Annotated in this window: 22 protein-coding genes; 8 read left to right on the top strand and 14 right to left on the bottom strand. The window is 72.2% G+C overall.

Annotated elements, in window-relative coordinates; all coding sequences use genetic code 11:
* Nucleotides 1-205 precede the first annotated feature (205 nt).
* Together ACGFZW_RS23530 and ACGFZW_RS23525 are read right to left on the bottom strand one after the other, a co-directional pair.
* The gene (locus ACGFZW_RS23530) at nucleotides 206-622 is read right to left on the bottom strand and encodes a CBS domain-containing protein (RefSeq protein ID WP_393895155.1); all 417 of its coding nucleotides are present in this window, start codon (nucleotides 620-622) and stop codon (nucleotides 206-208) included.
* A gap of 118 nt (nucleotides 623-740) precedes the next feature.
* On the bottom strand, nucleotides 741-1,298 hold the full coding sequence (locus ACGFZW_RS23525; RefSeq protein WP_393895154.1) for a hemerythrin domain-containing protein: 558 nt from the start codon (nucleotides 1,296-1,298) through the stop codon (nucleotides 741-743).
* A 179-nt stretch (nucleotides 1,299-1,477) separates the two neighbouring features.
* Here ACGFZW_RS23525 and ACGFZW_RS23520 point away from each other — a divergent pair, with 179 nt between their 5' ends.
* Entirely contained in the window at nucleotides 1,478-1,849 is a 372-nt protein-coding gene (locus ACGFZW_RS23520; protein WP_393895153.1) for a hypothetical protein, read from the top strand.
* A 9-nt stretch (nucleotides 1,850-1,858) separates the two neighbouring features.
* Here ACGFZW_RS23520 and ACGFZW_RS23515 read toward each other — a convergent pair whose 3' ends face one another.
* From ACGFZW_RS23515 to ACGFZW_RS23495, 5 genes are all read right to left on the bottom strand, one after another.
* Nucleotides 1,859-3,049: a PP2C family protein-serine/threonine phosphatase gene (locus ACGFZW_RS23515; protein WP_393895152.1), complete on the bottom strand. Its 1,191-nt coding sequence runs from the start codon at nucleotides 3,047-3,049 to the stop codon at nucleotides 1,859-1,861.
* A gap of 189 nt (nucleotides 3,050-3,238) precedes the next feature.
* Nucleotides 3,239-3,616: a fluoride efflux transporter CrcB gene (gene crcB / locus ACGFZW_RS23510; protein ID WP_393895151.1), complete on the bottom strand. Its 378-nt coding sequence runs from the start codon at nucleotides 3,614-3,616 to the stop codon at nucleotides 3,239-3,241.
* The gene (locus ACGFZW_RS23505; RefSeq protein ID WP_393895150.1) at nucleotides 3,613-3,741 is read right to left on the bottom strand and encodes a hypothetical protein; all 129 of its coding nucleotides are present in this window, start codon (nucleotides 3,739-3,741) and stop codon (nucleotides 3,613-3,615) included. The genes crcB (ACGFZW_RS23510) and ACGFZW_RS23505 overlap by 4 nt, the downstream gene beginning before the upstream one ends.
* Complete coding sequence (gene crcB, locus ACGFZW_RS23500) at nucleotides 3,738-4,202, bottom strand: fluoride efflux transporter CrcB (protein WP_393895149.1); 465 nt, start codon at nucleotides 4,200-4,202, stop codon at nucleotides 3,738-3,740. The genes ACGFZW_RS23505 and crcB (ACGFZW_RS23500) overlap by 4 nt, the downstream gene beginning before the upstream one ends.
* 284 nt (nucleotides 4,203-4,486) lie before the next feature.
* Nucleotides 4,487-5,083, bottom strand: coding sequence for a TetR family transcriptional regulator (locus ACGFZW_RS23495; RefSeq protein WP_393895148.1), 597 nt, complete (start codon nucleotides 5,081-5,083; stop codon nucleotides 4,487-4,489).
* Nucleotides 5,084-5,195: 112 nt separating this feature from the next.
* Here ACGFZW_RS23495 and ACGFZW_RS23490 point away from each other — a divergent pair, with 112 nt between their 5' ends.
* Together ACGFZW_RS23490 and ACGFZW_RS23485 are read left to right on the top strand one after the other, a co-directional pair.
* Complete coding sequence (locus ACGFZW_RS23490; RefSeq protein ID WP_393895147.1) at nucleotides 5,196-6,386, top strand: cytochrome P450; 1,191 nt, start codon at nucleotides 5,196-5,198, stop codon at nucleotides 6,384-6,386.
* Nucleotides 6,387-6,391: 5 nt separating this feature from the next.
* Nucleotides 6,392-6,607 (top strand): ferredoxin, encoded by a 216-nt coding sequence (locus ACGFZW_RS23485; protein ID WP_393895146.1) that lies wholly within the window; start codon nucleotides 6,392-6,394, stop codon nucleotides 6,605-6,607.
* A gap of 252 nt (nucleotides 6,608-6,859) precedes the next feature.
* Here ACGFZW_RS23485 and ACGFZW_RS23480 read toward each other — a convergent pair whose 3' ends face one another.
* Together ACGFZW_RS23480 and ACGFZW_RS23475 are read right to left on the bottom strand one after the other, a co-directional pair.
* A complete protein-coding gene (locus ACGFZW_RS23480; protein ID WP_393895145.1) occupies nucleotides 6,860-7,141 on the bottom strand; it encodes a hypothetical protein in 282 nt (93 codons plus the stop codon).
* A gap of 226 nt (nucleotides 7,142-7,367) precedes the next feature.
* A complete protein-coding gene (locus ACGFZW_RS23475) occupies nucleotides 7,368-9,368 on the bottom strand; it encodes a heavy metal translocating P-type ATPase (protein WP_393895144.1) in 2,001 nt (666 codons plus the stop codon).
* 97 nt (nucleotides 9,369-9,465) lie between these two features.
* On the opposite strand from ACGFZW_RS23475, the gene ACGFZW_RS23470 reads away from it, so the two are divergent.
* The gene (locus ACGFZW_RS23470) at nucleotides 9,466-9,870 is read left to right on the top strand and encodes an ArsR/SmtB family transcription factor (protein ID WP_393895143.1); all 405 of its coding nucleotides are present in this window, start codon (nucleotides 9,466-9,468) and stop codon (nucleotides 9,868-9,870) included.
* A 39-nt stretch (nucleotides 9,871-9,909) separates the two neighbouring features.
* On the opposite strand, the gene ACGFZW_RS23465 is transcribed toward ACGFZW_RS23470, so the two are convergent.
* A complete protein-coding gene (locus ACGFZW_RS23465; RefSeq protein WP_393895142.1) occupies nucleotides 9,910-10,752 on the bottom strand; it encodes a DUF4389 domain-containing protein in 843 nt (280 codons plus the stop codon).
* A gap of 268 nt (nucleotides 10,753-11,020) precedes the next feature.
* Between ACGFZW_RS23465 and ACGFZW_RS23460 the strand changes: the two genes are divergently transcribed.
* Nucleotides 11,021-11,596 (top strand): Dps family protein, encoded by a 576-nt coding sequence (locus ACGFZW_RS23460; protein WP_393895141.1) that lies wholly within the window; start codon nucleotides 11,021-11,023, stop codon nucleotides 11,594-11,596.
* Between the two features lie 74 nt (nucleotides 11,597-11,670).
* On the opposite strand, the gene ACGFZW_RS23455 is transcribed toward ACGFZW_RS23460, so the two are convergent.
* Nucleotides 11,671-12,663 (bottom strand): SDR family NAD(P)-dependent oxidoreductase, encoded by a 993-nt coding sequence (locus tag ACGFZW_RS23455; RefSeq protein WP_393895140.1) that lies wholly within the window; start codon nucleotides 12,661-12,663, stop codon nucleotides 11,671-11,673.
* 476 nt (nucleotides 12,664-13,139) lie between these two features.
* Complete coding sequence (locus tag ACGFZW_RS23450) at nucleotides 13,140-14,276, bottom strand: Vms1/Ankzf1 family peptidyl-tRNA hydrolase (protein WP_393895139.1); 1,137 nt, start codon at nucleotides 14,274-14,276, stop codon at nucleotides 13,140-13,142.
* A 277-nt stretch (nucleotides 14,277-14,553) separates the two neighbouring features.
* Here ACGFZW_RS23450 and ACGFZW_RS23445 point away from each other — a divergent pair, with 277 nt between their 5' ends.
* The 3 genes from ACGFZW_RS23445 (at nucleotide 14,554) to ACGFZW_RS23435 (ending at nucleotide 16,261) form a co-directional block, all read left to right on the top strand.
* The gene (locus tag ACGFZW_RS23445; protein WP_393895138.1) at nucleotides 14,554-15,000 is read left to right on the top strand and encodes a DUF2795 domain-containing protein; all 447 of its coding nucleotides are present in this window, start codon (nucleotides 14,554-14,556) and stop codon (nucleotides 14,998-15,000) included.
* 74 nt (nucleotides 15,001-15,074) lie between these two features.
* On the top strand, nucleotides 15,075-15,728 hold the full coding sequence (locus ACGFZW_RS23440; protein WP_393895137.1) for a phosphoribosyltransferase: 654 nt from the start codon (nucleotides 15,075-15,077) through the stop codon (nucleotides 15,726-15,728).
* 50 nt (nucleotides 15,729-15,778) lie between these two features.
* Nucleotides 15,779-16,261 carry a DUF5709 domain-containing protein gene (locus tag ACGFZW_RS23435; protein ID WP_393895136.1) on the top strand — a complete coding sequence of 161 codons (483 nt, stop codon included), beginning with the start codon at nucleotides 15,779-15,781 and terminating at the stop codon, nucleotides 16,259-16,261.
* A gap of 235 nt (nucleotides 16,262-16,496) precedes the next feature.
* Here ACGFZW_RS23435 and ACGFZW_RS23430 read toward each other — a convergent pair whose 3' ends face one another.
* Together ACGFZW_RS23430 and ACGFZW_RS23425 are read right to left on the bottom strand one after the other, a co-directional pair.
* Complete coding sequence (locus tag ACGFZW_RS23430; protein WP_393895135.1) at nucleotides 16,497-17,369, bottom strand: SigB/SigF/SigG family RNA polymerase sigma factor; 873 nt, start codon at nucleotides 17,367-17,369, stop codon at nucleotides 16,497-16,499.
* 177 nt (nucleotides 17,370-17,546) lie between these two features.
* Nucleotides 17,547-18,362, bottom strand: a complete 816-nt coding sequence (locus ACGFZW_RS23425; protein WP_393895134.1) for a VOC family protein — start codon at nucleotides 18,360-18,362, stop codon at nucleotides 17,547-17,549.
* Nucleotides 18,363-18,491 lie beyond the last annotated feature (129 nt).

Here is an 18,491-nt window from a genome sequence, read left to right as displayed (position 1 = left end):
AGGCGGCGGTGCGCCGCCGGGCGGCCGGACCGGTCCGGTCCGGTCCGGTCCGGTCCGAACGATGTGGTGTGGCAAGCGAGTTGGCGGTGCGCGGATCGGGTACGTCGCGGCCGTCGGACCGCACCAGCGCCCACCGCTCACGGGTGGGGCGCGGATGAACCCGACACCGGCGTCTCGGCCCGTCGGCCGGCACCGTCCTGCGCCGTCAGTTCGTCGACAGGGCTTCGAGCAGGTCGCCGGTCTGCGGATCGGGCAGCGCGCGGGCGACATCGGCCAGCGTGATCATGCCGACCAGCCGGTGTCCGTCGATCACCGGCAGACGGCGCACCCGGTGGCGGGCCATGGTCGCGAAGACCTCGTCGGCGTCGTCGTCGGCACCGATCGTCACCGCCCTGCCCTGTGCGAGGTCACCGGCCTTGGTCGTGCCGGGATCCTTCCCCTCGCCCAGCACCTTGGTGACGATGTCCCGGTCCGTCAGCACTCCGGTGAGCTTGTCGTCCGATCCGCAGATCGGCAGTGCGCCCACGCCCAGCGACGTCAGCTTGCGTGCCGCTTCCAGCACGCTGTCCTCCGCCCCGACACACTCCGTGCCGGGCGTCATGATTCCGCGAGCAGTAGGCATACGTCTTCCACCTTCCTCGTCCCGGGAAGCTTGTGGCCGCCTCCCGGGCCTCTCCACTGGGTTCTGCCTGAGCCCCGGCGGTGCCTGCCAGGGCCTGTTGATGTCCTGCCGCCCGCCCCTACTTCCCCCGGCCGGTGACGAAGTCCCGCGCCCGGTCGACCAACCCGGCGCCGGGCGCCAGCAGTTTGTTGCCGGGCGGGGTCAGGGGGGCACCGGGATGCGGCCGGGTAGGAGCGATCTTCTTCGCCGTACGGACCTTCTCCCCCAGGTCCTCCAGGTCCGCCTGGGGACAAGCGGCCCGCAACTCGGTGAACACACAGCCCTCTTCGTCCTTGACGTGTGCGTAGACCTCGGTGCGCAGCTTGACGATCAGGTGGTTGAAGTCGGGGTTGCCCGCGTCGACCCCCTCCAGAGCCTTGAGCAGTTCCTCCACCCGCAGATGGTCGGCGATCTCCTTGTCGGCGAGGGCGTCCCCGTCCGCCAGGTGCCTGCGCACGGCCGGGTACAGATACTGCTCCTCGGCCACCGAGTGCCGGACCAGTTCGATCGTGAGCCGGTCCGCCAGTCGCTTGCGCTCGGCGTCCTCGGGGACGGACTGCTCGATCCGTGCGAAGAGTGCGTCCACCTCGCGGTGGTCGCTGGTCAGCTCGGCGATGACATCTCCGCCGTGACCCATGAATGGTTCCGCCTTCCGGTGATGTCGCGCGACCGGACCGTCCGGGGCGCCACGTCACGGGTGCCCTCTCCCTCCGGGCCTTTAACGCCTCATCCACGGGGATTACGCCGGATGCTCCGGCGTGCGCCTCCCGCCCCGGCTGCACGGCAGCCAGAGCCGGTCGAGGGACCCCCCGGTGCGTGTCCGCAACAACCCCAAGTCCTGACATCGAACACGGGTTCCATTGGGAGCGTCCGCAGCACCGCCCTGCCGCCGAGCCCGTCGAGGTGACGGCCCGCGCCCCGCACAACCCGGCCGGCGTCCGCACCGATGTGTACGCGGCGGGGCACGAGCCGGCCGCGTGGATCTGGGTCGACGATGCCTGGCACCGGGCGTGCGTCCGGGCGCGCCACCGGTACCCGGACGGGGCGGTGGATCTCCAGGTGCTGCTGACCGGTGACGCGCCCGGGCGCGAGCGGACCTTCCGATGGGAGCCCGGGGTGCTGCTCGCTCATCCCGGGCGCCGGATGACGGGGGCAGCCGGCGTCACCGGGCCCCGGTCGCGCCGGTGACCGGCTCCATCAGGTCGGCGGGCACCACTCGATCAACAGGATCGTGGCGTCGTCCCTGAGGGTGTCGTCCTGGTGCTCCAGAATCGAGTGCATCAGTTGTCGCAGCGCCTCGGCGGCGAGTTCACCGGCAGCGGTGGCGCGGATGATGGAATCGGTGAAGCCCTCCAGCCCGAACTGCGCCCCACCCGCCGTGCGCGCCTCGGTCACACCATCGGTGTAGAGCAGGACCCGGTCCCCCGGCTCCAGCGCCAACCGGTGCACCTCGCGGTCGGTACCGGCGAACTTCGCCGGCGTGCCCATCGGCGGCTCACCGGGCCGGTCCAGGGCGTTCTCCAGGACCTTGTGATCGCGGATGAGCAGCGGCGGCGGGTGACCGCAATTGCACCAGCTCAGCACGCCGCCGGCAAGATCCAGCTGGGTGGCGATGCCGGTGCAGAACTGGTCGGGGAGCCATTCGGCGAGGACGTCGTCCACGGTCTTGACGAGTTCGGGCAGTCCTGCGCCCATGCGACGGGCGCTTCGGCAGCCCGCCATGGCGATGGCCGTGGTCATGCCCGACGCGAGGTTGTGCCCCATCGCGTCGAGGATCACGGCGTGCAGGGTGGACTCCGTCAGCGAGTGGTCGAACGCGTCGCCCCCCAGCCGGTAGGCCGGTTCCAGTACGGCGGTGGAGACGACCCGGTCGCTGCCGATGGTGCGTGGCGGCAGGAGCGCGCGCACCATCTCGGCGGGGAGCGTCATCGTCTCGGTGCGGGCCTGCTGGACGAAGCGGTCACTGAAGGCCCGTTTGGACGTGATCGCCATCGCGAGGACCGAGGCGAGTGTCCTGCAGCGGCGAAGCTGCGCGCTGTCCAGGGACTCCATGTGCATCCCCACGACGCCCAGTCGCTCCACGCCGTCGACCAGCGGCAGCCAGACGATCAACGCCCCGGAGCGGGTCTCCTCCACGCGCAGCGAGAGGGTGCGATACGCCCAGCCGGCCAGCGAGGAGTCCACCGCGAGCCGGTCCCCGCCCAGGAGGGGCGTCAGCCGTCGCTGCTGGAGGTCGACCAGGTAGATCACCACCCGCCGCAGGCCGAGCTTCGCGGCGTACCGGTCGACGAGGGCGGGCAGGTTCATCGGCGCGGTGGTGTGCACGTCCGTCAGGAATTCCTGGAGCAGACTCTCGCCGCTGTCCACCGCGGGCCTCCCGTCCGTCACGCGCACTCACCTCCTGCTGCGTCGAATCGGGCTCCGGCCGGCCACATGCTGGCTAAATCCAAGTCCCGGTTCGCCGGGGAGCGCCATTCGGAACGACCATCCGGCGGAAGCGCGCACCCCGTCGCTGTGGGGCGGCGCGGGGGCACGGGCCGACGTCTCGCGGCAACCGTTCGGCGGAGGGGCCGGTCCCTACCCGCCCCACACCGCCTCCGCGAGCGCCACGCCCGCGAAGACCGCGCCGAGACCGGCCACCACACTGATCACCACATTCGCCACGGCGAAGAAGCGCGCGCCGTCCTCGGCCAGGCGGAGCGTCTCGTACGAGAAGGTCGAATAGGTCGTCAGGGCACCGCACAGGCCGGTGCCCAGCAGCAGTTGCAGTGAGGAGGAGGCGGCGCCGCCGGCCACCGCGCCGGTCAGCAGGCCGAGCAGGAGACTGCCGGCGACGTTGACCGCGCAGGTGCCCCACGGGAAGACGGTGTCGTGCCGGGACTGCACGAACCGGTCGGTGAGATAGCGCAACGGGGCGCCGACCGCGGCCCCGACGATGACCAGCAGCCAGTTCACCGCTCCTCCTCCCCGCGCCCGCAGCGAATGGCCTCGCCGGCGTCGGGGAACAGGGGTTTGTGCTGCCAGGTGTCGTTCTCGCCGACGAGGATCGTCGCGCGCAGGGCAGGCCCGGTCGTCTTCACTGCTGCCTCCACTTCACCGCGCGACGGGTCAGCGTCGCGGCGATCCACACCGAGAGCAGGGCCGCGGTCAGGGTGAGGGCCAGGTAGCCCAGACCGGTACCGGGCCGCCCCGCCGCCACCAGATGCCGGATGTCCGCCGCGTAGGTGGAGAAGGTGGTGAAACCACCGAGGACTCCGGTGCCGAAGAAGGGGCGGACGAGGCGGTGTGCCGCCCACACGTCGCTGATCAGGACCATGAACACACCGATCACCGCGCAGCCGACGACGTTGACGCCCAGGGTGGTCCAGGGAAAGGCGTCGCGTGCCGTGGGCCAGCAGAGCGAGGCGCCGTAGCGGGCGGAAGCCCCTGCCGCGCCGCCCACCGCGATGACGGCCGGCACCGACCACCGGCCCCGCAGCAGCTCCCGGCGCTGAGCGGGAACGTGCAGGTCGACATCGGGATCGACGGGTTCGTTCGTCATGTGCTGCGGGCCTTCACCGTGCGTCTCCTACTCGCCGTGCGCCGCATGCGGGCGCGTTCAACTTGCAAGTAGGGACCGTTGGCAGCTGCTCCGCTGCGGTTCGTCAACGGCGGGCCCCACCGCCGCGCGGCGGCCGAAGGGCCCCGCAGAGATCCAGATTACCCGGTCGTCTCCCCCGGCCGCGTGCGACCTCCCGCCTGCATCGCGCTCCGGGAGGGCCGGGGCACAGGGGCGGGAACCGGCCACCCGGCCACCCGGCCACGTGCGCGTCGAGGACGGGGGCGCTACGCCTTCTCCTCCGGCAGCCCCTCGAGCAGCCGTCCGAGCGCGCCCTCGACCAGCCTGCACACGGTGTCGGGATCCGCGCTCGCCAGCGGCTCCTTCCCCACCACCACCCGCATCAGGCCGATGCCCAGCAGCCAGGAAAGCGCCAGGTCTCCGCGCAGACCGCGGTGATCGGCCTCAGCCAGCGTCGACAGGGCCTCGGCGTACTCCTCTCCCAGCCCTCGCAGCGCCTCCGCGATCTCGTCGCTGCCGCCGATGGACCGGAGGCAGACCTCCAAGGCGCGGTCCGCCGATCCCCCGGCGCCGTCCAGCATGCCGCGCAGCGCGACCTCGAACAGCCGCTCCGCGGGCGTGGTGCGCAGCTGCTCGTGGCCGCCGCGTGCCATCACCTCACCGAAGAGGGCTTTCTTCGAGCCGAAGTAACGGAACAGCAGGGCCTGGTTGACGCCGGCCCGCGCCGCGATGTCGCGGACCGTTGCCCGTTCGTAGCCGCGTTCGGCGAACAGCGCCGAGGCGGCATCGAGCAACAGCAGGCGGGTGCCTTGGGCGTCCCGGCGGGGTGCGTCCGCCGAGCCGTGGTGCGGGGACTGCCCCATCGCCGAGCTCCTCTCCGACGGGCCGTCACACAGACGGCCACTATGCGCCGTTGACCGCTCCGGGGGAGCGTCCTACCTTGGGTAAGCAGGTGCTTACACAAGGGAGGTCGCCATGACCACAGCCGACGCAGCACCCGTCTCCTACCCGTTCAACGTCGCCGAGAGCCTTGAGCTGTCCGAGGAGTACGAGCAGGCCCGCAATCGCCCCGGCCTGCTGAAGGTGCGGATGGCCTACGGCGAGCCCGCCTGGCTCGTCACCCGCTACGACGAGGCGCGGCTCGTCCTGGGCGACCAGCGCTTCAGCCGGGCCGACAGCGCCCTGCACGACGAGCCACGGCAGTCCGAAGGCCGCCGCACCAGCGGCATCCTGGGCATGGACCCGCCGGACCACACCCGCCTGCGCTCCCTGGTGGCCAAGGCGTTCACCGTCCGTCAGGTCGAGCGGCTCAGGCCGCAGGTCAGGGAGCTGACCCACGAACTCCTCGATGAACTGGCGGCCGCCGGCCCGCCGGCCGACCTGGTGGACCGCTACGCCCTGCCCATCCCGGTCGCCGTGATCTGCCGGCTGCTCGGCGTGCCGACCGAGGACCGGCCGCGGTTTCGGGTGTGGAGCGACGCGGCGCTGTCGACCAGTTCGCTGACCGCCGAGGAGTTCGACGCCAACCTCGAAGAACTCCGTTCGTACATGGGCCAGTTGATCACCGAGCACCGCCGTCACCCGCAGGACGATCTGATGACGGCGCTCATCGACGCCCGGGACGTCGGCGACCGGCTCTCGGAACTCGAACTCGTCGATCTGTGCGTCGGGATCCTGGTCGCGGGCCATGAGACCACCGCCACCCAGATCCCCAACTTCGTGCTGGCCCTTCTGGACCACCCCGACGAACTCGCCCTGCTGCGTGCCGAACCGGAGCTGATCGGCAGCGCCGTGGAGGAGTTACTGCGGTTCGTCCCCCTGGGCAGCGGGGCGAGCCAGCCGCGCTACGCCAAGGAGGACATCGATGTCGGCGGCACACTCGTCCGCGCCGGCACACCCGTCCTCGTCGCGGTGGGAGCGGCCAACCGCGACGCCCTGCGCTTCGGTGCCCCAGGGAAGCTGGACATCTCCCGCACCCAGAACCAGCACCTCGGTTTCGGCCACGGAGTGCACCACTGCCTGGGGGCGCCGCTGGCGCGCCTGGAACTCCAGGAGGCGCTCGGGGCGCTGCTCACCCGCTTCCCCGGCCTGCATCTCGCCGGGGACGTGGCGTGGAAGAGCCAGATGCTGGTGCGCGGGCCGCGCGTCATGCCGGTGGGGTGGTGAAGCACATGACGTGGAAGGTGGAGGTGGACGCGCACCAGTGCATGGCGTCCGGGGCGTGCGCGGGGATCGCGCCCGACCTGTTCACGCTGGACGGTCCGCACTCCCGTCCGCTGCATCCCGAGATCGCGGAGGACGACCGGGCGCTGGACGCCGCCGACGTCTGCCCTGCCATGGCCATCACCGTCCGGGAGGGGGACGCGATCATCGGGCCCCGCCCATAGAACGCCTGCGGCGATATATCCCGTCCCAGAGCTGTGCCTTACAGGCCCGAACGGTCTCGGGCCCGAAAGGTCTCGGGCCCGAACCGTCTCGGGCCCGAACCGTCTCGGCCTCCGGGGTCAGCTCCGGCCCACGGCGGCCGACCCGTGCTACCGGATGCGGAAGGACCAGGGCGCACGGAGCCCGGCCCGCGGCTCCGCATGTCGGCGAGCCGCTTGGCCTGCGTACCCGGAAAGGGGCCCGGGCCTGCGGTGCTACCGGCTCCGCTCCGCGCTGGTCAGCTCGGCGATGCGGGCGCGGTAGGCGGCGATCTCCCGGTCGGTGAGCGCCAGGCGGCCGGGGCCGGGCTCGTCGGCGGGGAGCTCGGTCGCCTGGCGCATGGCGCGGTAGAGGGGGCCGGGAAGGTTCAGCAGCAGCTGGCCCTCCTCAGCCGTCTCGATCACCATCCACGAGTCCGAGGCGTCGTCGTCCTGGAGGTCGGTGGCCCCGATGGTGCTGACAGCGGTCACGGTCAAAACCGGAGGTATTTCGCTCATACCCCCTCCCTATCAACCAGAGGCCCCACATGCCCACCCGAACGCCGGCGCGCGACGGGCGAGAGCCGCCGATCCGCACGTGAACGGGCAGCTCCCGGCGTCACTCCGATGGCGGTCGCGGGGGCCCGATAGCGGCCTGTGCCCCCTCTGGGAGCGCACAGGAAGGCACAGGGTCCTGCCCCGGCCCGCGGCAGCGATGCGCGGTGCGACGTGGCACCGTGCCGCGTCAGGGCGTGCCGGGCGGTGACGGTGCGGCGGCGGCCCGGCGCCAGGCAGCGTCTCTCAGCAGGCGCAACCCGTTGAGCCCGACGATGACGGTGGAGCCCTCGTGACCGAGGACGCCCAGCGGCAGGGGCAGCGTGCCGGCCAGATCCCAGACGACCAGGCCGGAGATGAACACCCCGGCGATGATCAGGTTCTGCACCACCAGGCGGCGGGCCGCGCGGGAGAGAGCCACCACCGCGGGGACGGTGGCCAATTCGTCGCGGACGATGACGGCGTCGGCGGTTTCCAGGGCCAGATCCGAGCCGGCCTGCCCCATGGCGATGCCGGTGTGCGCGGCGGCCAGCGCCGGGGCGTCGTTGACGCCGTCGCCGACGACCAGCACCTTGTGCCCGGTGGCCGACATTTCCCGGACGGCCGCCACCTTGTCCTGGGGCAGCAGCCCGGCCCGTACGTCGGCGATGCCGACCTCGGCCGCCAGGCGTACTGCGGCGCGCGGGTTGTCCCCGGTCAGGAGGGCGGGGGCGGCGCCGGTCAGCGTTCGCAGCGCGGTGACGGTGGCAGCCGCGTCCGGGCGCAGCCGGTCGGCGATCCCCAGGACCCCGGCCGGGACAGCGTCGCGCAGGACGAGGACGGCGGTGCGGCCGCCCTCCTCCAAGTCACGGACGAGGTCGTCGACTTGGTCGGGCTGGGGACCGTCGGCCGCGTGCAGCAGCCGGGCCGGCGCGCCGACGGCGACCGCACGGCCCCGGACAGTGGCGGTCACTCCGGTCCCGGGTGCGGAGCGGAAGTCCTCCGCGACGGGTAGCTCGAGACCGCGCTCGCGGGCCGCCCGCACCATGGCGCGCGCCAGGGGGTGTTCGCTGGGATGCTCCGCCGCGGCCGCCGTCGCCAGCAGGGCGTCCTCGCTCAGAGCGCCGCCCTCCAGAGGGTGGACGGCGGTGACCCGCGGAGTCCCTTCGGTGAGCGTGCCGGTCTTGTCGAGCGCGACGGCGTCGATCTGGCCGAGGCGCTCCATGACGACGGCTGACTTGACCAGGACGCCGTGGCGTCCGGCGTTGGCGATGGCGGACAGCAGCGGTGGCATGGTGGCCAGCACCACCGCGCACGGCGAGGCGACGATCATGAAGGTCATGGCCCGCAGCAGGCTCCCCGTCAGATCGGCGCCGAAGCCGAGCGGGACGGCGAAGACGGCCAGGGTCGCCAGCACGATGCCGACGGAGTAGCGCTGTTCGACCTTCTCGATGAAGAGCTGGGTCGGGGCCTTGGTCTCGGACGCCTCCTCGACCATCGCCACGATCCGGGCGATCACCGAATCGGCGGCGTCCCGTTCGACCTTCACACGCAGCGCGCCGGTGCCGTTCAGGGTGCCGGCGAACACCTCGTCGCCCGCCTCCTTCGCCACCGGCAGGGGTTCACCGGTGATGGTGGCCTGGTCGACCTCCCCGGCACCGTCCAGCACCCGGCCGTCGGCGCCGACGCGTTCGCCGGGGCGCACGAGGATGACATCGCCGACCGCGAGGGCGTCGGTCGGCACGGTCTCCTCGCCACCGTCGTCCAGGAGGCGGGTGGCGGTTTCGGGGGCGAGGTCGAGGAGGCCGCGTACCGAGTCCGCGGTCCGCGCCGTGGCCAGTGCCTCAAGGGCACCGGAGGTGGCGAAGATGACGATGAGCAGCGCACCGTCCATCACCTGCCCGATCGCGGCGGCGCCGACGGCCGCGACGATCATCAGCAGGTCCACGTCGAGCGTCCTGTCGCGCAGCGCCCGGAGCCCGGCCAGGGCCGGCTCCCAGCCTCCCGTGACGTAGGCGGCCGCATAGAGCGGCCCGGACAGCCAGGCGGGCGCCCCGGTCAGTTGCAGGGGCAGGGCGACCAGGAACAGCGCCAACGACGCGGCGGCCCAGCGCACTTCGGGCAGGGCGAGGACGCGCGTACGCCGCCGTGGGGCTACGGGCCCGCGGCCGCCAGACGCCGGTGCGGGGCGCTCGGTGACGGTGAAAGACATGACGAGAGAGCCCCTCTTCGCAGACGGCGGGCACAACCCCTTCACCATACAGGAATGAATGAACAGCTCTTCATGTGTCTCTTGTAGGATGGCGCCCATGGGTCATGGAGTCGACGACAAGAGCACTGTTGCCACGACGCGCGAACGTCTCGACGCCGTGGGCACCGCGGATGTCGCCGCGACCCTCCAGGCGCTGGCCACCCCGTCCCGCCTGCGGATCCTCGCTCGCCTCCAGGAGGGCCCGTGCGCGGCCGGCGACCTCGCCGAGGCCGTGGACATGGAGCAGTCCGCCTGCTCCCATCAGCTCCGGCTGCTGCGCAATCTCGGTCTCGTGACCGGCGAGCGCCGGGGCCGCTCGATCATCTACGCCCTGTACGACAACCACGTCGCCGAACTCCTCGACCAGGCGCTGTTCCACGTCGAGCATCTGCGGCTCGGCATGCGCGACCATCCCGTCGAAGCGGCGGAGGCGGCCCGGCAGCCCGGGCCCGTCGAGCCGTAACGGCCCTGCACGCGAGAGCAGTTCACCGGTCGCGTCGTATCACCTGCGGGCACACCATGTGCCGGACGGGCAGCCGGAGTCCGGCAGCGACTGCCGCTGGGCTCGCTGATCGGTGTACCTGAACTCGTCGTCCTCGGTGCGGGACGCGAAGGAGGACGTCGAGCCACAGGCAACGCCCGCCACCAGGAAGAGCACCAGCAGCGCCTTGCCGGGGTCGCTGACGAGCAGGGGCCTCGTGGCGGACCTGGCCGGTTCCCCGGTGACGGTGGCCTGGTCACCGAAGAGCCTCTTGGGATAGGCCGGGGTCAGCATCATCCCGTAGGCGTAGTAGCGCATTTGGTAGCGCAGGGTGGCTGCCGATGCCTCGAACAGCGGGCGCGGCATGCGCCCGAGGATCAGCGTGATCAGCCACCAGATCAGGCACAGGGCCCACCAACCCCATGTGACCAGGCTCTCCACGATGGCGGCCGGGATCAGCAGGATGATGCGGAAGAACACGGCGAGGCGGTTGAGGGGCTCGGGGCGCAACGCGATCTGGACCGGGTAGTTCGGCGGCGGCGTCAGCGCGAAGGGCGGGTAGCTGTCCACCAGCATCATCGCGCTCGCACCGACCCGGGTGTGATAGCCGAGATACCCGCCCAGGAACCGGAAGATCGGCTCCGGCAGACGTCCCAGCACCAGGGCGGCGAACCACCCGGCGATCACCGTGAAGAAGGCCGCGATGTAGAGGAAGAACAGCACGACGAAGTGCGGGATCAGCAGGAGCAGCCGCAGCAGGACGGTCAGCCTGCGCTGCCGCCCCGGCTCGGGGATGTCCAGGACGGGCAGCCATTCGGGGCTGCCCTTGGCCGCGCGATCCGGGCCCCACGGGCGATCTGTCATCGCACGCTTCCTTCCGGTCGGATTGCTGCGATGCTGCGCCATCACGGTCGGGCCCGCATGCCGCCGGGGCCAATGGGGTGGCGGGGCCGTCGAGATGGCGCGGCCAGGGGCGGGGCGCGCGACGGTGCCGCTCGGAATGAACCTCCCCGGCAGTCGGCCTAGTGGCGATGGCGCGGCTCCGCCGCCGGTGCTGGTCTGGGTGGCGGGCGGGCCACCCCGGTGGTGGCACGTGTCCGCATTCGGATGCCTGCGAAGAGGAGAGGTCACGATGGCCGCGAGCAAGACCCCTGCTTACACGGTCCCCGGTATGACGGAGTCGGAGGGCGGCCAGGTCATCGAGCGGCTGCGGTTGCGACTGCACGCGCTCAACGACTTGGCGCTCACGCTCAAGCACGTCCACTGGAACGTGGTGGGACCGCATTTCATCGCGGTTCACGAAATGCTCGACCCGCAGGTCGAAGCGGTGCGCGGCATGATCGACGACACCGCGGAACGGATCTCGACGCTGGGCGGCTCACCGGCCGGCACCCCCGGCGCGCTGGTCGCGGAGCGCACCTGGGAGGACTACGCCATCGGGCGGGCCCAGGCCATCGAGCACCTCGGCGCACTGGACGTCGTCTACACCGGCGTCATCCGGGACCACCGTGAGGCGGTGGCCGCGACCGACGAGACCGATCCCGTCACACAGGACCTGCTGATCGAGCACCTGAGGTCGCTGGAGCTGTTCCAGTGGTTCGTACGGGCCCACTTGGAGAGTGCCGGCGGAAAGCTCAGCACGGCGGACGCCACCGGAGAGGTCAGCGCGGCCCGCGCGGCTGCCGCGAAGGCACGCAAGGAGCCCTGAGCCCGCGGCGCGGGCCCAGGTTGCCGGGCCGGTGGGCATGGTGCCGCGTCACCTCGTGCGCTCGTGCGGGCCGCTCACCTGCTGCCGGTGGCCGGGCCGCCCCGCTGGTTGAAGCGGTCGGCAGCCCGCTCGTTCAGGGCGCTCACCAGCGCACGGAGCCGTGGAGCCGGGGGCCGGTCGAAGGCTTCCACCGTGGCGCCCTCGTCCGTTCCCCGGCCGCCACCGCTCGGCAGCGCGCGAACCACCACCGACATCAGGCGCGTCGTCGCCACGGGCGCCACCCCGTGCATCGCCGCGCCGAGGCGCGCGGCCGGTGTCAGAACGATGCGGGTGCGCCGCCGCTGGAGTCCTGAGACGATGCGCTCCGCCGCGCGCTCGGCGTCCATGGACAGCACGGGAGCGCCGGCGAGCGCCGAGAACCAGGCGTACTCGCGGCGCTTGTCGCCCCCGAAGTGCGCGTGCAGATGGGAACCCGTGCGCATCAGGCCCGGGTGCACGCCGGTCACGGACACACCGTGCGGGGACTCCTCGGCATGCAGCCCTTCGGCCAGCGCGGCGACCGCCGCCTTCGCGCAGGAGTACGGCAGAAGATGGGGCACCGCGATCAGGCCGCCTATGGAGCCGATCAGCCCCAGCCTGCCGCCGGCCTCACTGCGACGGAGGTAGGGCAGGGCTTCGAGCGCGGTATTGAGGGCCCCGCGGAAGATGGAGTCGACGGCGTCCTCGAATCCTTCGCGCCCCAACGCGTCGGCGGGCCCGACCTGGATGATGCCGGCGTTGGCGATGACGATGTCGATCCCGCCATGGCGACCGGCGATCCTCTCGAACTCCTCCTGCACCGCTGCCCTGTCCCGTACGTCGCAGACCGCGCCGCGCACCGACCCGCCGACGGTGTTCCCCAACTGGCCGACGGCCCTGGCAAGCTCCGGCTCGTCCCGGGCGAGGAGCACCACATCGCAGCCCCGGCGGGCCAGTTGGCGGCCCATGAGCAGCCCGAGCCCCCGGGAGCCTCCGGTGACGACGGCGGTGAGCCCTTCGATACTCGGAGCGCTGGAAAACATGCGCATGGCGAACCCTTCTCTGTGCCGGCGTGGGCGGTCAGGCCGGGGCCGGGCCGTGGCGGCTCTCCCCCACGGCCCGGAGTGTGCGCGGAGGTTGAGGATCGGGTGGTGGTCCCGGGACCGGCCCTGGGGTCGGCGGGGCCGGGTTCGGCGGAATCGGATCGGGCTCGGGAGGCGGCCGCGGTGTGGGCGGCGGCACCGGGTCGGGCTCCGGTGAGGGAACCGGCCCCGGGCCCGGAGTGGGGGCAGGCGGCCCCGGGGGCTGCGGCACGGTCATGACGTGCTCCCCTCCTCCTTCGGAATAGCCACGACGCAGGCTTCGACCCTGGGCGCCCACCGGGCGGACACGTTCCTCCGCCCGGCGGGCCGTGGCCCCGCAACGGCCTTCCGGGTGCCCGTCGCGCGCCGAAACTAACCTCGCCGCCGGCGCCTTCCGGGCCGCCCGGGCCCGGGCGGCCCGGTACGAACGGCCGGTTGCGTGCTCAGGCGTTCCGGGGCTCCGACCACCGCAGGATGGCCCCGAGACCGCCGGCCGGCACCTCCTCGGGGTCGCGCACCACGACGGCCTCCGCGCCGTTCGCCACGGCCGAGCGCACCAGGGCGTCGTCCGCGCGGGCAGCGGCCGGGTGCACCTCACCCAGGTACTGCAATTCCGAGCCGCGTACGGCGATCTGGTCGGCGCCCGGCCCGACCCAGATCTCCTGGCCGGCATCCGCGCTCTCCGGACTGACCAGCAGGGTGTCGATGCGGTGTTCGCGCGCCGCCTCGACCAGGGCGGGCACTCCGGCCGCGGCGTAGGGCGCGCCGCTGCCGCCGGGCCCGGAGCCGGTACGGAAGCGATCCGCCACCTCATGGACGTGTTCCCGTTCGTGCATCGCGCGGACGTGGGCGATGTCCCTCTCCAGACGCTCGCTCTCCGAGCCGGGGGCTCGCCCGCCGTGGACGCTCTCGTACGTCACGGCGCGCACCGGTTCGGGCAGCTTGTCGTGCACGGCCCGGCGTTCGCGCGGATCGCCCGCCAGCAGCATGACCTCTGCCCCACAGCTCTCGAACGCCTCCTTCGCCGCATCCGCGATCTCCCCCGCGTTGCGCTCCCAGGTGTTCTCCACCTTGGTCTGGAAGTGGCGTTCGGACCAGTCCGACGACGCGGTGCGGTGGATGGGCCAGTCGGCGCCCTCGACATGTCCCGCGTCATCGCTGCCCCGGTCACTGCGCACCATGAAGTCGGCTCCGGTGCGGTCGACGTAGGCGACCAGGCAGACCGGGTCGTCGCCGAACGCCTCCAGCAGCGGAGTGATCCGGGGCAGCGGGCCCCAGGTCGCGAACGGCGCGGAAGGCCGCCCGGGCAGCGCGGTGTCCAGGACGACCTCGCCATGGGTGGCGAACAGCGCACGTCCGACCTCCGCCCCCGGCTCTCCGGTGCGCAGCGTGGCCAGCGTCTCGTGGACGGCTCCGACCGTGGCCTCGTCCGCGCCGAGCCCGAACAGCTTGTCGGCGATCGCGGTCGCCGTCAGCTCCTGCTGTTTCGCCGCGTCCGCGGTGCTGTGGGACATGTCGGCGTAGACGGACGCCCAGGGGCCCGGCCGATCGATGACCGGTTGAAGGAGCGAGAGTCGCATGGCGCTGCCTCCTCGGTTTCGGGGGATTCGGATTTCGAGGGTTCTCGGAGTGGTTCGGGATTGTTCGGGTCTCTCGGATTCGTCGGACAGCCCCCAGGTGCCCGTTATCGAAACCCATATGCGCCCCCGTGGAAGCCGATGTCCGCTCACCCACGGTGTACGCCCGTACGGCCTCCGTGTCCGGCGTTGAATCTGCTCCGTACGGCTGTTATTGCGGGGGGATAGGGGGAACTCGGTACGCAGACACCGGCCTGCACGGCGGGAGGCGTGCCGGGTGATGTCAGCACGAACCCTGGAGGGCAGAAATTTGGCCATGGAACACGGCGCGGACAAGGTCGGCCCCGCCCGGGACGAAATGATGAAGAAGCAACTGCGGGGGGAACTGACCGCGGACCGGTCGCTGCGAGCCGAGGAACAGCAGGAGCTGCAGCCGGCGGGTGAGGACCAGCCGCAGGCGACGCGGGCCCCCGACACCGTCCTCACCGGCGGCACCCCGCACGGCATGACCGCCGCGGACGTGGGCGTGCGCTCCGAGCTCGCCCAGTATCTCGGCCGGAGCGTGTACCCGGCCGAACGCAGTGCCCTCCTCCGGACGCTGCGGACCAACCACGCGCCGGACCGGCTGGTCGAACTGGCCGAGGGCCTTCCGGCACACGAACGCTTCGGCAACGTCCAGAACATCGTCGAGTCCCTCGGGCTCGGCACCGAGGACCGCCGCAACTGACGCGTCCGTTCCGGCGGCGTCGCCCCCGTCTTCGCCGCGCGGCCGGAGCGGATCGACGGCGAAGGGAGCGAGCGATGAGATTCGCCGACCGGTGGGAGGCCGGGAGAGCGCTGGCCGACCGGCTGCGCGCGTGGCCGGTCGACGGGGGACTCGTCGATCCCCTCGTCCTGGCGCTGCCGCGCGGCGGTGTCCCGGTGGCGGCGGAGGTGGCACGAGCTCTGCGCGCTCCGCTGGATGTGCTCGTCGCGCGCAAGATCGGCATGCCGGGTCGCCCGGAGGTCGGCATCGGCGCGGTCGTCGGCACGGACCCGCCGCTCTTCGCCCCACGTGCTTTGGAGGCGATCGGCCTCACCGAGGCACAGCTGGCGCCTGACGTGGCCCGCGAACGGGCCGAACTGCGACGGCGCGAGGACCTCTATCGCCCGGGCATGCCCCCGATCGCCGTGCGTGGCAGAACCGTCCTTCTCATCGACGACGGGCTCGCCACCGGGGTGACGGCGCGCGCCGCCCTGCGGCACCTGCGGGGCCGGCAGCCCGCCCGGCTGATCCTGGCGGTGCCCGTGTGCGGTACCGCGTCCGCCGCCGATCCGCGTCAGGAGGCCGACGATTTCCTCGCCGTGCTCCAGCCGTCGAATTTTCGCGGGGTGGGCGAGTGGTACGAGAATTTCGATCAGGTGCAGGACAGTGAAGTCATCGACATCCTGCACAGACTCGGCAGCGCGGTCTGAGCCTGTTATGGCCTACGGGAATCACCGCCTACGGGAGAAGGAGGGCAGCCATGCCAGACGCAGCGATGGGCGACGAGGTCTATCAACCGTCCGCGTCCGATCCACAGGACAACCCCGACGACCTCGATATGGAAGACGCCCTCGACGAGCCGGGGCTCGACGAAATTCTGGACGAGGGTTATTCGCCGCCCGAACGCCCCTACGCGGTGAACGGCGTGGGAACCACGGCCCGGGAACAGCACGACCGTGAATCCCTCGACCAGCGGCTGAGCGAGGAGGTGCCGGACATCACGGCACCGGACGGGGACGGGATCGGCGATCAGCCGGGCGGCGACGGGGAGCCGATCGACGGTGACGCCGCCTCCGAGCGCGCCGGGCGGATCGTCGGCGCGGACGAAGGGGTCCCGCGCCTGTCGAGCAACGACATCGTCGCGCGCGACGTGGGCATCGACGGCGGGGCCGCCTCGGCGGAGGAAGCCGCCGTCCACCTCACGCCGTTCAGTGGCGACGAGACGACGGTCGAGGAAGCCTGAACGCGGTGCGCGGGACGTCCCGGCGGATCGTCCCTGTGGGCGGCGCGCGAAAACTTGAGTGCGGTGCGCGGATCCCGGCCGCCTGGCGCGGCATCGCCGGTGTGCCCGGGGTTGGGGGCCGGTGCCGCGCCGGGCCGGCCGGGAGCCCGGACGCACCGGCGATTGCCGCCCCACGAGTCCACCCCATGACGGCCGGGATGCCAAGCTTCGCGACGGCGTCGGCGCGGCGTACGGGTTACGCGCGGGCGCCCCGGGGTCGCACGGATACCGCTCGCCGCCCGGCCCACCTGCCGCCGCGATCTGCGGGCCCGCAGCCATCGACGAGCACCCGGGCCCGGACCCTGGCGCAGGAGCGCTCCAGCAGCCGCGAGACGTGCATTTGCGAGATTCCCAGTTCGGACGCGATCTCGCGTTGGGACAGGTCCCGGAAGTAGCGCAGGTACAGGATCGTCCGCTCGCGGCGCGGCAGGCGGTGCAGGGCGGGCGTCGCGGTGATCCGTTCCTCGATGAGCCCGAACGCCGGGTCGTCGGCGCCGAGGGTGTCGGCGAGCGTGCGGGGACGGCCCGCCTCGGTGGACAGCGGCCGCTCCAGCGACAGCGTGGTGAGGGACTCCTGCGCTTGCATTCCCTGCAGGACTTCGTTCTCGGTGAGTCCGGTGTGCTCGGCCAGCTCGCGCACGGTCGGTGCCGCGGCCCCCGGTCGGATCTCCAAATCCTTGCGGGCCCGGTGCACCTGCGTGCGCAACTCGTGGGTGCGCCGGGGGACGTGCAGGGCCCACAGGTCGTTGCGGAAATAGCGCTTGATCTCCCCGCGGATGGTGGGGATCGCGTAGCCGGGAAAGGGGCAGCCGGTGCGGGGGTCGTAGCGGTCGACGGCCTTCAGGAGACCGAGAGCGGCGACCTGCCGCAGGTCGTCGTCCCCCTCGCCCCGGCCGCCGTAGCGCCCGGCCAGCCGGTGGGCCAGAGGAAGCCACGCGCACACGATGTCCTCACGGACCTCTCGCCGCCGTGGCGCTTCCTGCGACAGGTCGGCGAGTTCCGCGAACGCGGCCGCGGTGTCGGGGATGTTCTCTCGTCCCGTGCCGCGGGCCGTGGACGACGAGGACATGTGCCATCACTCCTTGCGGTCGGTGCGTGCGGTCAGTCGCGCTGCGACAGTGTCGACTGTCTGGCGCCTTCCCTCCCCCGGCCGCCCAAACTCCTTGCGCACAAGGCCAGTTGCGATCCCCGGCACCAACGATGACTTCTCGGCCCCGCCGGGCCGTGGCGCCGGCGGGCCTGGCGCTCAGTGACCGTGCGGCGGCTGCGGAGTCGAGACGGTGAAGAGTCCGCCGTCGGGGTCGCGGATCACGGCCTGGCAGCCGCGGCTGTCCGGGGTGGGGGTCACGGGCGTGACGACGCCGCCCGCCGCCACCGCGGACGCGGTGACCTTCTCGATGTCGTCGACCGGGAAGTGGACGTGCCAGCGCGGCCGGACGCGCGGGTCGGGCGCCGCTTCGACTCCCCCGCCGCGCAGCGCAGCCAGGACCTGGGTGCCGTCGCGCACGATCACTTCGTCGTGCTCATAGGTGACGTCGCAGCTGCCGGGCTCCCCCGACGCCCAGCCGAGGACCTCGGCGTAGAAGATGGCCGCGTCGAAGGCGTCCCGGGTGCGCAACTCCAGGAAGGCGGGCGCGCCTCCGTGGCCGATGGTCCATGCCAGAACCTGTCCCGCCCACAGGCCGAAGACCGCGCCGTCGCGGTCTGCGGCGAGGGCCATACGGCCCTCGCCCAGTTCCATGGGGCCCACGGCGACGGTGGCGCCGCGCTCGCGGACCCGCGCCGCGGTCTCGTCCGCGCTCTCGACGGCGAAGTACGGCATCCAGGCGACGGCGACCTGCCAGCGCGGCGCCAGTGCTCCGATACCGGCGACCGGCTGTCCGTCGGCCAGCGCGACCGAGAAGTCCTCGCCCATGCTGCCCGGCCGGAAGCTCCAGCCCAGGACGTCCCCGTAGAAGGTCTGGGCGCCTTCGAGATCGTGCGTCATCAAGCTCACCCAGCACGGCGCGCCCGGGACGGCACCGGCGGCGGCGGGACCTGCGACGGGGACCGTGGCCGACATGGAGATCCGCCTCCTGGTTCGAGTTCCCCTCTTCACTCTGCCAGCCACGCCCGGCCCGCGCATGAGCCGGACGCCGGACGGGTCGCCCGGCGGGCCGGGAGCCCCGGCTCCGCCACGCCGAGACCCGTC

Source organism: Streptomyces sp. NPDC048248, from assembly GCF_043201875.1.
Classification (GTDB): Bacteria; Actinomycetota; Actinomycetes; order Streptomycetales; family Streptomycetaceae; genus Streptomyces.
This window is presented reverse-complemented; position numbering and strand designations above follow the sequence as displayed.

Excerpts from the sequence above, each read along its gene's own strand:
- ACGFZW_RS23470 (WP_393895143.1), top strand. The coding sequence starts at position 9,466 with ATGGGTCATGGAGTCGACGACAAGAGCACTGTTGCCACGACGCGCGAA.
- ACGFZW_RS23465 (WP_393895142.1), bottom strand. The coding sequence starts at position 10,752 with ATGACAGATCGCCCGTGGGGCCCGGATCGCGCGGCCAAGGGCAGCCCC.
- ACGFZW_RS23475 (WP_393895144.1), bottom strand. The coding sequence starts at position 9,368 with ATGTCTTTCACCGTCACCGAGCGCCCCGCACCGGCGTCTGGCGGCCGC.
- ACGFZW_RS23450 (WP_393895139.1), bottom strand. The coding sequence starts at position 14,276 with ATGCGACTCTCGCTCCTTCAACCGGTCATCGATCGGCCGGGCCCCTGG.
- ACGFZW_RS23495 (WP_393895148.1), bottom strand. The coding sequence starts at position 5,083 with ATGGGGCAGTCCCCGCACCACGGCTCGGCGGACGCACCCCGCCGGGAC.
- crcB (WP_393895149.1), bottom strand. The coding sequence starts at position 4,202 with ATGACGAACGAACCCGTCGATCCCGATGTCGACCTGCACGTTCCCGCT.
- ACGFZW_RS23430 (WP_393895135.1), bottom strand. The coding sequence starts at position 17,369 with ATGTCCTCGTCGTCCACGGCCCGCGGCACGGGACGAGAGAACATCCCC.
- ACGFZW_RS23490 (WP_393895147.1), top strand. The coding sequence starts at position 5,196 with ATGACCACAGCCGACGCAGCACCCGTCTCCTACCCGTTCAACGTCGCC.
- ACGFZW_RS23530 (WP_393895155.1), bottom strand. The coding sequence starts at position 622 with ATGCCTACTGCTCGCGGAATCATGACGCCCGGCACGGAGTGTGTCGGG.
- ACGFZW_RS23435 (WP_393895136.1), top strand. The coding sequence starts at position 15,779 with ATGCCAGACGCAGCGATGGGCGACGAGGTCTATCAACCGTCCGCGTCC.
- ACGFZW_RS23460 (WP_393895141.1), top strand. The coding sequence starts at position 11,021 with ATGGCCGCGAGCAAGACCCCTGCTTACACGGTCCCCGGTATGACGGAG.
- ACGFZW_RS23485 (WP_393895146.1), top strand. The coding sequence starts at position 6,392 with ATGACGTGGAAGGTGGAGGTGGACGCGCACCAGTGCATGGCGTCCGGG.
- ACGFZW_RS23525 (WP_393895154.1), bottom strand. The coding sequence starts at position 1,298 with ATGGGTCACGGCGGAGATGTCATCGCCGAGCTGACCAGCGACCACCGC.
- ACGFZW_RS23455 (WP_393895140.1), bottom strand. The coding sequence starts at position 12,663 with ATGCGCATGTTTTCCAGCGCTCCGAGTATCGAAGGGCTCACCGCCGTC.
- ACGFZW_RS23445 (WP_393895138.1), top strand. The coding sequence starts at position 14,554 with ATGTCAGCACGAACCCTGGAGGGCAGAAATTTGGCCATGGAACACGGC.
- ACGFZW_RS23440 (WP_393895137.1), top strand. The coding sequence starts at position 15,075 with ATGAGATTCGCCGACCGGTGGGAGGCCGGGAGAGCGCTGGCCGACCGG.
- ACGFZW_RS23480 (WP_393895145.1), bottom strand. The coding sequence starts at position 7,141 with ATGAGCGAAATACCTCCGGTTTTGACCGTGACCGCTGTCAGCACCATC.
- ACGFZW_RS23425 (WP_393895134.1), bottom strand. The coding sequence starts at position 18,362 with ATGTCGGCCACGGTCCCCGTCGCAGGTCCCGCCGCCGCCGGTGCCGTC.